The sequence below is a fragment of the Bacillus cereus group sp. MG9 genome, assembly GCF_040459995.1.
In the GTDB taxonomy this organism is placed as follows: domain Bacteria; phylum Bacillota; class Bacilli; order Bacillales; family Bacillaceae_G; genus Bacillus_A; species Bacillus_A mycoides.
On sequence record NZ_JARVHC010000001.1, the window covers coordinates 1,475,407 to 1,489,855 of the forward strand.

The following is a 14,449-nucleotide window of genomic DNA, read 5'->3' on the forward strand; positions in this document are numbered from 1 at the left end:
TGATATGCCTTTAGACGTTTATCATCATTGCTATGTTGTTAAAGATAGGCGAAGTAAATGGCATAAAGCTTAGGCGGTTGCCAAGTCTTTCTAATGTAAGGTAAGATAAATTTGAGGTGAAAAAAAGAAATGGAACGATTACAAAAAGTGATTGCGCAAGCAGGTATTGCATCGAGAAGAAAGGCTGAGGAATTAATTCAGCAAGGGAAAGTGAAAGTTAATGGGAAAATAGTAAAGGAGTTAGGAACAAAAGTAACTCCTCAAGATAAAGTGGAAGTAAATAACATCCCTCTTGAAAAAGAAGAACCTGTTTATTTTTTACTATATAAACCAACTGGTGTAATTTCAAGTGTATCAGATGATAAAGGAAGAAATGTTGTAACAGACTTTTTCCCTGAAATTAGACAACGTTTATTCCCAATCGGACGCTTAGATTATGATACGTCTGGCGTATTATTGATGACAAATGATGGTGAATTTGCAAATGTATTAATGCATCCGAGATATAAAGTTGAAAAAACGTATGTTGCAAAAATTAAAGGGCCATTAACAGGTGAGAAAATTCGCATGTTAGAACGAGGTGTTGCATTAGAAGATGGGAAAACAGCACCAGCACAAGCGAAAATTATTTCTTGGGACAAGCGTAAAGAGATGGCAATTGTACAATTAACGATTCATGAAGGACGTAATCGTCAAGTACGCCGCATGTTTGAAGCGTTAGATTGTAAAGTAGTGAAACTAAAGCGTGAACGCTACGCCTTTTTAGAAGTAGGTAGCTTGCGACCTGGTGATGCAAGAGAATTGACACCACATGAGGTGAAACAATTACGTGCATTGGCTTCTACAAAGCCGCGCTAATCGATAGTGTGAAACTTTCACCAGTGGAATGCTCCGCTGGTGATTTATTAAAAAATACATATATTCATCACTCGTCGAAGAGAGGGGAGACAATATGAAAAAAAATCGCTTATTATTTCGTGTTATTATTCTACTCATTTTATGCGGTGCTGTAGGATTTACACTTTATCAAGGATTTTTTGCTGATAAAGAGAAAATGCAAATTGGAAAAGAAGCACCTAACTTTGTTGTGACAGATTTAGAAGGAAAGAAAATTGAACTGAAAGATTTAAAGGGAAAAGGTGTATTTTTAAATTTTTGGGGCACTTGGTGTAAACCGTGTGAAAAAGAAATGCCTTATATGAACGAATTATATCCAAAGTATAAAGAAAAAGGCGTTGAAATTATTGCGTTAGATGCAGATGAAACAGATATTGCTGTTAAGAACTTTGTGAAACAATATGATTTGAAATTCCCAGTTGCTATTGATAAAGGAACAAAAATCATAAGCACATATGGGGTAGGACCATTACCGACAAGCTTTTTGATTGATAAAGATGGAATAGTAGTCGAACAAATTATAGGTGAACAAACGAAAGAACAGTTAGAAGGATATTTAAAGAAAATTACTCCGTAATAAAGAAAGCCTTTACATATGAGGTGCATCCTTATAGTGCCTCTGATTTAAAAATTCTGAGTATTGCGGTAACTTGAGGTTAGAATATACAATAGTACATATAGATATAGGGGCGGTGAGAGTGTTGAAAGAAATTAAGTGTGAATGTGGACATGTTAATCCGATAGGAACCATTTTTTGTGAAGCATGTGGGAAACCATTTGAAAGTAATGAAAATATAAAATTATTGGATATGAGATATGAGGGGAGTGCTCGGAGATCTCTCACACATACAAAAACGATAGTCGATAAAATTTGGAGTTTTTTCTCTTCTGTAAAAGTAGGTGTATGGTTAATCGTAATAACTTTAGCTGCATCGGCAATAGGAACTATCTTTCCCCAAGAAATGTACATAACTCCAGGAATCGAACCAGCTGAATATTATAAGACCGAGTATGGATTTTTAGGACAATTATACTATCAATTAGGATTTAATAATTTATATGGATCATGGTGGTACATGATTTTAATTGCTTCCATTGGTATTTCACTTGTTATATGTAGTTTAGACCGTGTCATTCCTCTTTATAAAGCTTTAAAAAAACAAGGGGTGAAAAGACACCCAAGTTTTTTGAAAAGACAGAGAGTGCACGGGACTGGTACGCCGCATGAAGGTGACTTAGAACGAGTTCAAATTAATTTAAAGAAACGTAATTATAATGTGAAAGTGGAAGACGGTAACATTTTAGCTGAAAAGGGACGGTTTTCACGCTGGGGTCCATATGTGAATCATATTGGTCTCATTATCTTTTTATTCGGTGCAATGCTCCGTTTTTTACCGAGTATGTACGTAGACGAAGCCCTTTGGTTACGTGACGGTGAAACGAAAGAAATACCAGGAACGGATGGTCAATACTATTTAAAAAACGAGAAATTTATTAAGGAAGTTTATGATAAAAGTAAGGACAAGGAAGTTTTTGATGAAGCGATTGATCGTGTAGGCGATAAAATGATTGCGAAAAACTTCCAAACGAATGCTGTATTATATAAAGCGGTCGGCGAAAATATAGCAGGACAAAAACCGAAATTAGAAAAAGTAAAAGAAGCGGAAATTCGAGTGAATGAACCGCTGAAATTTGATCAATTTGCTGTATATCAAGTGGATTACAAAGAAAGTGAATTTAAAAGCATGTCATTCCATTTGCAAAACAAAGAAAATAATCAAAAGTGGGGACCGATTAAAGTAGATTTAACGAATCCTACAGAAAAATTTGATTTAGGAAATGGTTATTCTTTAGAACTATTAAGCTATTTTCCAGATTTTTATTTTGACGAGAATGGAAGACCAAATACGAAAACGAAATTACCAAACAACCCTGCATTTGTGTTTAAAATGTTTACGCCTGAAACACCAGATGGTGAAGTGAGTTTTGTCGGTATTCAGCAAAATATAGAACCAGATGGGAATAACAAATATAAAATGTCCTTTGCAGGTGTGGAAATGCAAAATGCAACAGCACTTACTGTAAGGAAAGATTTAACGCTTTGGATTCTCGGTATTGGAGGATTTATATTTATGGTTGGTGTGATTCAAGGGATGTATTGGAATCATCGCCGTATTTGGATACAACGCGTTAATGATGAATGGTGGATTGCAGGACATACGAATAAAAATTGGTTCGGTTTAAAGAAAGATATTGAAAGAGTACTAGAAGGTACAGCAATTCCGCAGCCAAGCGATAAAGTAGTGGATAAAAAAATTAGTTAAGGTGGGGAAACGATATGGTGCAAATAAGTAGTAACTTTCTCTTTACCGCATTTATTTTATATTTAATTGCAACTCTATTTTTCGGGGGAGCAATTAAAGAAAAAGGTCATAAATGGGCAAATATAGGAATAACGATTACAATTTTAGGGTTTATTGCACAAACAGTATATTTTGTTACAAGATGGATTGCATCAGGACATGCACCAGTTAGTAACTTTTTTGAATTCGGTACGTTTTTCGGCATGATGCTTGTTGGAGCATTTATTGTCATGTATTTTATGTACCGCGTAAGTATAATTGGACTCTTTGCATTACCAGTTGCGCTTTTATTAATTGCATATGCGAGTATGTTTCCGAGGGAAATATCTCCGCTTATTCCATCTTTAAAAAGTAATTGGTTACATATTCACGTGACGACTGCAGCAGCAGGGCAAGCAATTTTAGCAATTAGTTTTATTACGGGCGTTATGTATTTATTGAAGAATGTAGATCAATCAACGAGAAGCAAACGTACATTTTGGTTAGAAACGGTAGTGTTCACACTTGTTTGTACAGTTGGTTTTATTGGAGTGACAACGGTATTTTCTAGTATGAAATATGAAGCGAAGTTTCAATGGGTTGATAAAAATGAACAACAAGTGGAAATGAAGTACAATCTTCCGGCTTTAGTGGGACCGCACGAAGGAAAGTTATTGTCAGAAAATAAATTAGAGCCGACAGTTGAAGTTCCGGCGATTGTAAATGCGAAAAAATTAAATACAGTAATTTGGTCTGTGTTAGTCGGAACATTGCTATATATCGTATTAAGGCTTACATTACGTAAACGAGTATCAGCGGCGCTTCAGCCGTTAGTGAAAAATACGAATAGTGATTTGTTAGATGAAATTGGATATCGCTCTATTGCAATTGGATTCCCAGTTTTCACATTAGGTGCATTAATTTTCGCCATGATTTGGGCTCAAATCGCTTGGACGCGCTTTTGGGGTTGGGATCCAAAAGAAGTTTGGGCGCTTATTACTTGGCTCTTTTATGCTGCGGTATTACATTTACGTTTATCTAAAGGATGGCATGGAGAAAAATCCGCCTGGCTTGCAGTGATTGGTTTTGCAATCATTATGTTTAACTTTATTGTAGTAAACTTAATTATTGCGGGTTTACATTCATATGCATAGAGAAATAAAATAGGAGAGTGTATGTCACTTTCCTATTTTATTTTTGTCAAATTTTCTTCTTTTTTGAGAAAAACATGACAAAGTAGCGGTTGATTCTGTAAAATGATGTCGAGGACCAAATATACTGTTCAAAAAAAATACATAGTTTTGGAAAAAAAATGAACAAACTTTATTATTCTTGTGAAGCATAATATGGGAAGTGGAACGTTAAAAAATGCTTAATTAAACGAGGATAGGTGCAACATTATATTGTAGAAGGGTAGGTGTAAACCGTTGTGGTAAAAGTACGCAGCGGGTAGAAATGGAAAATGAATCAAGAATTTTAATTGTAGACGATGAGGATCGTATTCGTCGTTTATTAAAGATGTATTTAGAAAGAGAGCAATACACAATTGAAGAAGCGGATAATGGTGATACAGCTTTAGAAATGGCGTTACAAAATGATTATGATTTAATCCTACTGGATATTATGATGCCTGGTAAAGATGGTATCGAAGTGTGTAAAGGGATTCGTGAGAAGAAAGCGACGCCAATTATTATGCTGACAGCAAAAGGTGAAGAAGTAAATAGGGTACAAGGGTTTGAAGTTGGAACTGATGATTATATTGTAAAGCCGTTTAGCCCGCGTGAAGTAGTACTTCGTGTGAAAGCGGTATTACGCCGCGCTGTACCAACGACATTCTTTACACAAGATACAACGACGAAAGATGTTACTGTTTTCCCTCATTTAACAATTGATAATGATGCGCACCGCGTTACAGCGGATGGTAATGAAGTAAACTTAACACCGAAAGAATATGAATTACTATTATTCTTAGCGAAATCCCCGGATAAAGTTTTTGACCGTGAGCAATTGTTAAAAGAAGTATGGCAATATGAGTTCTTCGGAGATTTACGTACAGTTGATACGCATGTAAAGCGTTTACGTGAAAAGTTAAGTAAACAATCACCAGATGCAGCGAAAATGATTGTTACCGTTTGGGGCGTAGGTTACAAGTTTGAGGTTGTGAACGACTGATGCTTTGGAGAAGTGTAGTAGGGAAGTTATGGATGACCATATTACTTCTCGTTTCGTTTGTTCTTGGATTTGTTGCTATTTTACTTTCACAGTTTTTTAGAACGTATTATGTTGATATGAGTGAAGCTAGGCTTCAGAAAGTTGCAACAAGTGTCACGGAATTAATTGAAGAAGGTGCCGATGTAAAAACGATTGAGGATATTGCTTACAAATTTTCTGATCCACTTTCAAGGATTATCATTGTAGAAGACGGTAAGGAAATTTCTTCTTCGCCGAAACAAGAAGGATTAGTTACTCTTACAATAGATGATTTGAAAAATGATAAAGAATTAGCAGCTGTTTTTACAGATAAAAAGGATATTAAGAATAATATTAGAAAAGCTTCTAATAGTAGGAAGAATAAAAATACTGAAAATGATATTATGATCGTCGGGAAACCAGTACAGTCAAAAAATCAAAGTGCAGTGTTTGTATATGAATCATTGCAAGTTCCAATACAAGGTATGGAGAGAACGACTGATTTTATTTTCTTATCAGCCGGGATTGCGATTATTTTAACGACTTTCTTTGCATTTTTCTTATCTACTCGAATTACGGCACCACTTCGTAAAATGCGTGAGGTTGCATTTGAGGTAGCGCGCGGGAAATTTGATACGAAAGCCCCTATGGTGTCGCAGGACGAAATTGGTGAGCTTGCAACTGCTTTAAATCAAATGGGAAAACAGTTGAAGTTTAATATGAATGCCCTGCAGCAAGAAAAAGAGCAGTTAGCTAGCATTTTGAGTAGTATGGCAGATGGTGTTGTTACGTTAAATCAAGAAGGTGAAGTCGTTGTTATCAACCCACCGGCAGAACACTTCTTACAAGTTTGGCAAGAAGAAAAAGAAGTAGAGTTAATTAAAAAACTGCCTTCTGAACTTGTTGAACTATTCCATCTCGTTGTAGAAAGTGAGCAACAACAAGTTGTTGAAATTAATTTGCAAAAAGGTAACTACGTAGTTCTTATGACACCGCTTTACAATCAAACAAAAATTCGTGGAGCTGTAGCAGTATTGCGAGATATGACGGAGGAGCGTCGTCTTGAGAAAATGCGTCAAGACTTTATTGCGAATGTATCACATGAACTTCGTACACCGATGGTAATGCTTCAAGGATATAGTGAAGCAATTTTAGATGATATTGTGCAAACGAAAGAAGAAATTAATGAGTTTGTTCAAATTATTTATGATGAATCTGTTCGTTTAGGTAAACTTGTAAATGAGTTATTAGATTTAGCCCGTATGGAAAGTGGACATGTAGAGTTACATATAGGGGAAGTAGATATTCATCCATTTGTCGAAAAAATTGGCCGTAAATTCCAGGGGATTGCAAAGGATAAAGAAGTCCAATTAACAGTGGATTTCCAAAGTCCAATTGAACAATATCCGTTTGATGCAGACCGTATGGAACAGGTACTGACGAATTTAATTGATAATGCAATCCGTCATACAAATGCAGGTGGACATGTTACACTTGTAATTAATACGAAAAATAGTGGCCTTACTTTCGAAGTGCAAGATTCAGGTGCTGGTATTCCAGAAGAAGATATTCCGTTCTTGTTCGATCGATTCTATAAAGCTGATAAAGCGAGAACTCGCGGGAAAAAAATTGGAACAGGACTCGGGCTTGCGATTGCTAAAAATATTGTTCAAGGTCATGACGGGAAGATTTTTGTATCAAGTGTCGTTGGAGAAGGAACTACATTCTCTGTATATTTACCAAATCGTATAATTTAGATATATATGTTTTTTGAAAGTTGATCATGAATAAAAGCTTTACTGTTTTTTTATTTTTTTGTAAGTGCAATTAAATAAAGAATGGTAGAGTTTTTTTCTTTAATAATCAGAATGAAAATAAAAAGAGAGGTGTCATAATGAAATGAAACTTTATACAAAAACAGGTGATAAAGGGGAAACGAGTGTCATAGGTGGCCGAGTGGATAAAGATCATATACGTGTAGAAGCTTATGGAACAATTGATGAGGCGAATTCTCATATCGGATATGCCATGTCTAAATTACAAGAGGAATGTTTTCGTAACATTTATAACGAACTTGAAAATATTCAACATGAACTATTTGATTGTGGAGGGGATTTAGCAATAGTAGAGAAGAAAATCCCTTATAAAGTAACGATAGAGATGGTCGAGTATTTAGAGAGACGAATTGATTCGTATACAGAAGAAGCGCCGCCTTTAGAGCGTTTTATTTTACCAGGCGGTAGCGAGATATCGGCTGCACTACACATTGCACGTACAGTTATAAGAAGAGCAGAACGTTGTATAGTGTCATTGCAAAAAGAAGGAGAAACCAATGAAATTGTTCTAAAGTATATAAATAGGTTATCTGATTATTTATTTGCGCTTGCTAGAGTAATAAATGCGCGTTTACAAGTGAAAGATGTGGAGTATAACCGCAGTGCACTTGTTTTTCGTAATAAAGAAGAGAAGGAAGTGGAGTAATACACTTTCTTTTTTTTGTATACTTTTTTCTGTAATATCCCACAATAGAGAAGGTATGACGGTTATTAGAAAACGGAGGATGTATATGAAAGCGTTAAAATGTGGCGTGGTGATATTGAGTGTATTATTTTTATCTCAATTACATGTTTACGCTGAAGGGAATCAGTGGATATGGCCTGTTGATGGGCAGATAAGTGATTATTTTGGGACAAGACATGGGAAACACTATGGTATTGATATAGCTGCGCCTATTGGAACGCCTGTTGCAGCTATTCAAAATGGTAAGGTGACAAAGTCTTATTTTTCAAGTAGTTATGGAAATGTTGTGTTTATTAAACATGGAGAATATGAGGCTGTTTATGCGCATTTAAATAAGAGATATGTAGTTCAAGGTGATAACATTTCAAAAGGAGAGCTAATTGGAGAGGTAGGGAATACAGGAGAATCGCGAGGAGCGCATTTACATTTAGAAGTGCATCAAGGGAGATGGACGATGGAGAAAAGGAATGCGATGAATCCGTTGCTTGTTTTAAATGAACAAAAAAATCAAGTTGTGTCATCATCACTATATATTGTACAAAAAGGTGATACTTTAGTTGGTATTGCCCGGAAATTTAGTATGACAGTTGAGGAAATTAAAGTGAGGAATGGATTGCGACAAGAGCAAATCTATCCGAACCAACAACTATACGTCAAGTAAAGGCAACGTCTCAAAAGCATAACTTTTGAATAAATTTATTTTTTTCTTATTTAAGATTGCGATAGTAAATGAAATTATATCGAACATAGCTCTTATTATATCGACATTTCGACAAGAATTATCGACTAACAATAAAATGCGACAGTAAGAGCAACCTATTCCTAACGAAAAACCGTCCCAAAAGATCTTTTGGGACGGCTTCTTTTACCAAAAAATAAAGACACATATAAATCCAGTAATAGCTAAGTAGCTATATAAGTAAAAGACTTTTGTTCTTGTTTTTTCTTTTGTCCGAAATAGTACGATAGTTGGTTCGATTAGACCAATTGTAAGACAAAGTAAACCAAGAAGCATAAAGCCAATTGAAAGAGAATACAGGGCGATTTGTGGTGCTTGAAATGGAATCATCCATTTTAATAAAAATGCAATAAGTGCAGTGTAACAAATGCAACCGATGTATTTATTCAATGGTGTATCAGAACGGAAACCAGGAAGTTTCTTGGAAAACGGACGGGAAACAACTTCCGTTTGTAAAGATGTATGTTCTTCAATTATTTTTTGAGCTTCTTTTCCTTTTTGGAAAAGGGATAAAATCCAGTTTCGCTCACCTTGGAAAATAAATTGAGAAGTTGTTAAATAGTGATCAACTTTTACCTTATTCCAACTCTTCCATGGATGACGCTCACACAATTTTAATTTACTTTCTGTTTTTTTATCATACTGATAAATACTTATGCCATCTTGGTCAAAAGTAGCGTAGTATGTCTCTCTTGAGAATGTGCCTAGATCAATTGGACAGTAGAAAAGTAATTCTTTTTTCAAATAAAAGTATTCTTTTCTTAAGTTCTTTTTCATTGCTTCTCGAATAGAGTGTCTTTTATCTTTCTTCATGACATTTCCTCCATAACTCAGAAAATGTTCTTATCTTAACAATTCAACATCTTATCACTTTTGACGACATATGACTAGGGGGATTCATAAGAGAAATACCGAATTATAAAAAATATGGGTTGTATTGTAAAATATAGTGATCGTTTCTTTAATTATATAAAATCAATAACTTATTTTTAGTAAGTTACACTTTTTTTGTTCACAATACGATCATGTTGTTGTATAATGAAGTGGAAAATAGAATATCGGTCTATCTTCGGGGCAGGGTGAAAATCCCGACCGGCGGTGATGAACATTTAATAATTTCGTTCTAAGCCCGCGAGCCGTTAAGGCAGGATTTGGTGTGATTCCAAAGCCGACAGTACAGTCTGGATGGGAGAAGATGGAGGTTCAAGCGTTCAAAAAAGATAAGTATTTGAACGTCTGTTTGATGTGCCTTAAAATTCTCCCTTTGTGTAAATCACAAAGGGTTTTTTCGTTCTATGAAAAAATAGGCATAGCAGAACCTTTCCACTTTCCATGAGAAGATCGATGGAAAAGGAGAGAGAAAGATGAAACAAAAAAACAGTGTAGTGCAGATGGTGAGTGTAGCGATGCTAAGTAGTATTGCGTATTTACTAATGATGTTGGATTTTCCATTCCCAGGGCTTCCGCCATTTTTAAAAATTGATTTTAGTGATGTGCCAGCTTTAATTGCGGCGATAATTTTTAGTCCAATTGCAGGTGTAATTGTAGAAGCGATAAAAAATATTTTGCATTACGGAATTCAAGGAAGTTTAACGGGAGTACCAGTAGGAGAAGTAGCAAACTTTATAGCGGGATGTTTATTTATTGGTCCAGCAGCATTCTTATTCCGAAAGTATCGCACAGTAAAAAGTTTAACGACAGGATTAATGCTAGGTACAATTACTATGACAGTTATTATGAGTGTGTTAAACTACTTTATTATTTTACCAGCGTACACTTGGTTTTTAAATTCACCAGCTATGTCTAGTGATATTATGCGACAAACTATTGTAACGGCGATATTACCGTTTAATGTAATTAAAGGAATTGTTGTAACAATTGTATTTGTAGCACTATTTTCACGCTTGAAAGTATGGGTATTTGCAAAAATGAAAAATGCTTAAAAATATTAAACCATTGGCAGCGTAACTGCTAATGGTTTTTTTGTTAGTGAGAATGAAAAAGAGTGCAAAAAATCCCCCTCATACTTATGAGGGGGATTTTTTGAAGTTAATAAAAGACTATTCGAATTTTAAAGAGTCGCCATCAAATGATTCGTCAGCAACTTTAATTGAGTCAGTTGGACAACCTTCGAATGCATCCATCATATCTTCAATTAATACATCTGGAATTTCAACGATACCTTGGTTATCGTCTAATGTTACAAATGCAATGCCTTCATCATCATAGTCATAAATGTCTGGTGCAGCAGCACCACAAGCACCGCATGCAATACAAGTATCTTTGTCAACGATTGTATATTTTGCCATATTTTTTCCCTCCTGATAATATGTATGTGAAAAGTTCGCCAAAAAATTATAATCTTATTGTAAAACGGTTTTAAAAACTTTTCAACATAAAATTATAATGATAATGCTTATCAATTAGAGTGTCAACTTATTTTTGAATTATTTCATAAGATTTTCAAAATACTTAAATGTTATTTCGTTTGATACAATAGAATATATACAAGCATGTAGTGTGAATATGATAAGTTAAATGAATAGCAGTTAATGTGCAATCGTATTGAAAAAGGAATGAAGTTAGACTGAGAGGTGGAAGCGGTAATGCAGCTACAATATACTTTATTATATTGTTTAAAACAATTGAATGGTGAAAGAACCGTTTCTTCGATTTATTATTTATTAAAAGGAAAGAGATCGTCGCAAACATTACAAGATGGGAATATGTTTCAAATTTCTTTTTTGTTTGGGATTTATAAGTCATTAAATAGAGCTGATTATGATCAAGAAGTTGCAAAGTTGTTACAAACGGATTTAGTTCAAGGTATACATGATAATACATATGTGTTAACGACGGCTGGTAACGTGCAATTAAACAAATGGGAAGGTGACTTTGCCTTTCCGACATATTTAAATGGTTTACACTATGGTGAAATAGGTGAAACGTTTTGGAAGAGGTTATCATTGATCGTTCAAACTATTTCGAATTTACAACAGGCGAATACGAAATTTATTCCAATTCAACAGGATACAGAAATAATGATGTGGGTGAAACGTTTTCTCACTGGAATACCGTATATGAGAAGTGAATTGGCTAAAAGATTATGGAAGGAAATGCATACTCTTTTACAAAAAAATAATCCAGTAGAGGCGACAATCGTAATATATCGGTTAACTGGGTATAAACGTATTGGGTGTACTTTACAACAATTAGCGGAAATTACGAAACAAGATATATTTCGAGTGTATTTTTTATTTTGGGGTACAATCCATTTCCTTATTCAAGAAGTTCGCAATAAAGAAAATGAGTTTCCATTATTAGCTGAAATTATATCTTATCCAAATGAGAAAGCTGATTTATTTAGTTTATCAACGAAAAAAACATATAATCTTTGGAGACAAGGACGCTCTTTAGAAGAAATAGCAACAATTCGGAATTTGAAGGTTGCCACGATAGAAGACCATTTTGTAGAAATTGCTTTACGAGAAAAAGAATTTTCTATTGAAATGTTTATGGAAAAAGAAAAAATGGAAAAAGTAACAAAAGTAATTGAAGCATTACAAACACGTAAATTGCGAGTGTTGAAGCAAGCGGTTGGAGAGGAAATCTCTTATTTTGAAGTACGTCTTGTATTGGCACGGATGGAGGGTATAAATGAAGCTTGAGGAATATTTATATAAGTGGTTTGGATATTCTGAATTTCGTCCGGGGCAAAAAGGAGTTATTACGGACTTATTGGAAGGAAAAGATGTTGTAGCAATGCTTCCGACTGGAAGGGGAAAGTCAATGTGTTATCAACTTCCGGGGCTTCTGCAAGAGGGTACGGTGCTTGTTGTATCACCATTATTATCTTTAATGGAAGACCAAGTTACGCAATTAAAGTATGTCGTGAAAAATCGAGTTATTGCATTGAATAGTTTTCGGACGTTAATTGAAAAAAGAGAAGCAATGAAAAAGCTATCTTTTTATAAATTTGTTTTCGTATCACCAGAGATGTTGCAGTCGGAACTTCTAATAAGAGAATTGAAAAAAATTCATATTTCATTATTTGTCGTAGATGAAGCGCATTGTATTTCACAATGGGGCTATGATTTTCGGCCAGATTATAAAAAATTAGATAAAGTAATTGAGAGTATCGGATCTCCGACAGTATTAGCATTAACAGCAACTGCGACAAAGGATGTATTGCGAGATATAGCGGAAAGTTTAAATCTAAAAAATATTGCTGAGCATGTGTACTCAATTGATCGTCCAAATATTGCGATGGAAGTGCAATTTGTGGAAACAATAGAAGAAAAAAAAGAGGCGCTTTTTGAGCATGTAATGTATTTGCAAGGGCCTGGTATTGTTTATTGTTCAAGTAGGGCCTGGACAGAGCGTTTAACCGAGTATTTAAGAGGAAAAGGAATTACAGGTGTAGCTTTTTATCATGGTGGTATGGAACATGAAGAGCGTATGTTAATTCAACAACAGTTTATGAATGACCAGTTGCAAATTGTAATATGTACAAGTGCTTTTGGGATGGGGGTAAATAAGGCGAATACAAGATATATTATTCATTTTCAATATCCGACAAATGTAGCTTCATATTTACAAGAAATTGGAAGAGCGGGAAGAGATGGAGAATTGAGTATAGCCATTTTATTATGTAGTCCATTGGATCACGATTTGCCAATTTCAATCATTGAAGATGAATTACCAAGTAAATCGCAAATACAATTTTTATTTTCGTTACTACAAGAAAGAATGTTTCAAACGAAAGTATTACCATTAGAAGATGTAGAAGAAATTTGTTATAATGCAGCAAGATTTAATGAACAGTATTGGCGCTTTACACGTTATCATCTCGAACATCTTGGAATCATACAACAGCGAAATCTCATGTTAGAGAGCTTGTCAGATGAAATAATGCACAGATTAATAGCGGAAGTGGAAGTGAGAATGCGTAATAAATATAGTGAGCTAGAAAATATGAAGTCATGGATACAAGTTCAAGGATGTAGACGTGAATATTTATTACAACAATTCGGTTATAGAAAAGAAAAAGAGATAGAAAACTGTTGTGATTACTGTGGTATTACAAAAACGGATTATAAAAAAAGACGAGCGCAACAGTTAGTTTTCGACTATAATTGGGAAACAGAGTTACAAAAGCTTTTCGGCCTAAGAAAGATGGAGGAATGATGAACATTCAAAGGCATAATGTTGAAGATATGAGTCCGAGAGAAATAAGACTGAATCTCTACATAACACAACTAATCATTATTGGTATCGGTTGTTTACTAGCATATATATTATTTCAAGATAAAAGAGAAGTTTATAGTTTATGGAAATGGGAACCGGTTTCTATACTTTTAATAGGTAGCTTGTTAGCGATTTGTATTGTGTTATTAGATTATGTTGCAATGCGAGTGTTTCCAGAATCTTGGTTTGATGATGGTGGCATTAACGATAGAATGTTTCAAGGGATTTCTGTCATGCATTTACTCGTTATCACGTTTATTATTGGCTTTGCGGAAGAGTTTTTATTTAGAGGTGTAGTGCAGACTCATTTCGGAATTGTAATAGCGAGTTTAATTTTTGCTGTGTTACATATTCGGTATATAACGAAGCCTTTTTTGTTTTGTTTCGTCTGCTTTATTAGTTTTGTTTTTGGTTATGTATTCGAGTGGACAGGAAATTTGTTTATAACAATCTTTGCACACTTTCTTGTTGATTTTATAATGGGGCTCCAATTAAGAAAATAAATGGAAGGTGG

14 protein-coding genes and 1 riboswitch are annotated in these 14,449 nt (G+C 34.7%); of the genes, 12 read left to right on the forward strand and 2 right to left on the reverse strand.

Going from position 1 to position 14,449, the window contains the following annotated elements:
- Positions 1-129: 129 nt before the first annotated feature.
- The 8 genes from rluB to QCI77_RS07620 all read left to right on the forward strand — a co-directional run bounded on the left by rluB (position 130) and on the right by QCI77_RS07620 (position 8,610).
- Entirely contained in the window at positions 130-858 is a 729-nt protein-coding gene (gene rluB / locus QCI77_RS07585; RefSeq protein WP_002011753.1) for a 23S rRNA pseudouridine(2605) synthase RluB, read from the forward strand.
- A 94-nt stretch (positions 859-952) separates the two neighbouring features.
- A complete protein-coding gene (resA, locus tag QCI77_RS07590; protein ID WP_002141016.1) occupies positions 953-1,474 on the forward strand; it encodes a thiol-disulfide oxidoreductase ResA in 522 nt (173 codons plus the stop codon).
- A 121-nt stretch (positions 1,475-1,595) separates the two neighbouring features.
- Entirely contained in the window at positions 1,596-3,221 is a 1,626-nt protein-coding gene (gene resB / locus QCI77_RS07595; protein ID WP_061675123.1) for a cytochrome c biogenesis protein ResB, read from the forward strand.
- A 14-nt stretch (positions 3,222-3,235) separates the two neighbouring features.
- Positions 3,236-4,393: a cytochrome c biogenesis protein ResC gene (gene resC, locus QCI77_RS07600; protein WP_113770084.1), complete on the forward strand. Its 1,158-nt coding sequence runs from the start codon at positions 3,236-3,238 to the stop codon at positions 4,391-4,393.
- Positions 4,394-4,694: 301 nt separating this feature from the next.
- A complete protein-coding gene (gene resD, locus QCI77_RS07605; protein WP_002011758.1) occupies positions 4,695-5,411 on the forward strand; it encodes a DNA-binding response regulator ResD in 717 nt (238 codons plus the stop codon).
- Entirely contained in the window at positions 5,411-7,186 is a 1,776-nt protein-coding gene (gene resE, locus QCI77_RS07610) for a sensor histidine kinase ResE (RefSeq protein ID WP_002011760.1), read from the forward strand. Before resD ends, resE begins: the two co-directional genes overlap by 1 nt.
- 142 nt (positions 7,187-7,328) lie before the next feature.
- Positions 7,329-7,910, forward strand: coding sequence for a cob(I)yrinic acid a,c-diamide adenosyltransferase (locus tag QCI77_RS07615; RefSeq protein WP_002086651.1), 582 nt, complete (start codon positions 7,329-7,331; stop codon positions 7,908-7,910).
- Positions 7,911-7,995: 85 nt separating this feature from the next.
- Positions 7,996-8,610, forward strand: a complete 615-nt coding sequence (locus QCI77_RS07620; RefSeq protein WP_002141020.1) for a peptidoglycan DD-metalloendopeptidase family protein — start codon at positions 7,996-7,998, stop codon at positions 8,608-8,610.
- A gap of 204 nt (positions 8,611-8,814) precedes the next feature.
- On the opposite strand, the gene QCI77_RS07625 is transcribed toward QCI77_RS07620, so the two are convergent.
- Positions 8,815-9,501 carry a hypothetical protein gene (locus QCI77_RS07625; RefSeq protein ID WP_002030740.1) on the reverse strand — a complete coding sequence of 229 codons (687 nt, stop codon included), beginning with the start codon at positions 9,499-9,501 and terminating at the stop codon, positions 8,815-8,817.
- Positions 9,502-9,749: 248 nt separating this feature from the next.
- Positions 9,750-9,889, forward strand: a riboswitch (FMN riboswitch).
- A 163-nt stretch (positions 9,890-10,052) separates the two neighbouring features.
- On the opposite strand from QCI77_RS07625, the gene QCI77_RS07630 reads away from it, so the two are divergent.
- Positions 10,053-10,631, forward strand: coding sequence for an ECF transporter S component (locus QCI77_RS07630; RefSeq protein ID WP_002011769.1), 579 nt, complete (start codon positions 10,053-10,055; stop codon positions 10,629-10,631).
- 117 nt (positions 10,632-10,748) lie between these two features.
- Here the strand turns inward: QCI77_RS07630 and QCI77_RS07635 are convergent, their stop codons facing one another.
- Positions 10,749-10,997: a ferredoxin gene (locus QCI77_RS07635; RefSeq protein ID WP_001151994.1), complete on the reverse strand. Its 249-nt coding sequence runs from the start codon at positions 10,995-10,997 to the stop codon at positions 10,749-10,751.
- Positions 10,998-11,294: 297 nt separating this feature from the next.
- Here QCI77_RS07635 and QCI77_RS07640 point away from each other — a divergent pair, with 297 nt between their 5' ends.
- From QCI77_RS07640 to QCI77_RS07650, 3 genes are read left to right on the forward strand one after another with little or no spacing between them, the layout of a single operon-like run.
- Positions 11,295-12,356 carry a YpbB family protein gene (locus QCI77_RS07640; protein ID WP_002086645.1) on the forward strand — a complete coding sequence of 354 codons (1,062 nt, stop codon included), beginning with the start codon at positions 11,295-11,297 and terminating at the stop codon, positions 12,354-12,356.
- Positions 12,346-13,875 carry a RecQ family ATP-dependent DNA helicase gene (locus tag QCI77_RS07645; protein ID WP_002188974.1) on the forward strand — a complete coding sequence of 510 codons (1,530 nt, stop codon included), beginning with the start codon at positions 12,346-12,348 and terminating at the stop codon, positions 13,873-13,875. Before QCI77_RS07640 ends, QCI77_RS07645 begins: the two co-directional genes overlap by 11 nt.
- The gene (locus tag QCI77_RS07650; RefSeq protein ID WP_002064506.1) at positions 13,875-14,438 is read left to right on the forward strand and encodes a CPBP family intramembrane glutamic endopeptidase; all 564 of its coding nucleotides are present in this window, start codon (positions 13,875-13,877) and stop codon (positions 14,436-14,438) included. The genes QCI77_RS07645 and QCI77_RS07650 overlap by 1 nt, the downstream gene beginning before the upstream one ends.
- Positions 14,439-14,449 lie beyond the last annotated feature (11 nt).

What these genes read in the sequence shown, in the direction of transcription:
- rluB (WP_002011753.1), top strand. Translation starts at nt 130, where the DNA reads ATGGAACGATTACAAAAAGTGATTGCGCAAGCAGGTATTGCATCGAGA.
- resA (WP_002141016.1), top strand. Translation starts at nt 953, where the DNA reads ATGAAAAAAAATCGCTTATTATTTCGTGTTATTATTCTACTCATTTTA.
- resC (WP_113770084.1), top strand. Translation starts at nt 3,236, where the DNA reads ATGGTGCAAATAAGTAGTAACTTTCTCTTTACCGCATTTATTTTATAT.
- resD (WP_002011758.1), top strand. Translation starts at nt 4,695, where the DNA reads ATGGAAAATGAATCAAGAATTTTAATTGTAGACGATGAGGATCGTATT.
- resE (WP_002011760.1), top strand. Translation starts at nt 5,411, where the DNA reads ATGCTTTGGAGAAGTGTAGTAGGGAAGTTATGGATGACCATATTACTT.
- QCI77_RS07615 (WP_002086651.1), top strand. Translation starts at nt 7,329, where the DNA reads ATGAAACTTTATACAAAAACAGGTGATAAAGGGGAAACGAGTGTCATA.
- QCI77_RS07620 (WP_002141020.1), top strand. Translation starts at nt 7,996, where the DNA reads ATGAAAGCGTTAAAATGTGGCGTGGTGATATTGAGTGTATTATTTTTA.
- QCI77_RS07625 (WP_002030740.1), bottom strand. Translation starts at nt 9,501, where the DNA reads ATGAAGAAAGATAAAAGACACTCTATTCGAGAAGCAATGAAAAAGAAC.
- QCI77_RS07630 (WP_002011769.1), top strand. Translation starts at nt 10,053, where the DNA reads ATGAAACAAAAAAACAGTGTAGTGCAGATGGTGAGTGTAGCGATGCTA.
- QCI77_RS07635 (WP_001151994.1), bottom strand. Translation starts at nt 10,997, where the DNA reads ATGGCAAAATATACAATCGTTGACAAAGATACTTGTATTGCATGCGGT.
- QCI77_RS07640 (WP_002086645.1), top strand. Translation starts at nt 11,295, where the DNA reads ATGCAGCTACAATATACTTTATTATATTGTTTAAAACAATTGAATGGT.
- QCI77_RS07645 (WP_002188974.1), top strand. Translation starts at nt 12,346, where the DNA reads ATGAAGCTTGAGGAATATTTATATAAGTGGTTTGGATATTCTGAATTT.
- QCI77_RS07650 (WP_002064506.1), top strand. Translation starts at nt 13,875, where the DNA reads ATGAACATTCAAAGGCATAATGTTGAAGATATGAGTCCGAGAGAAATA.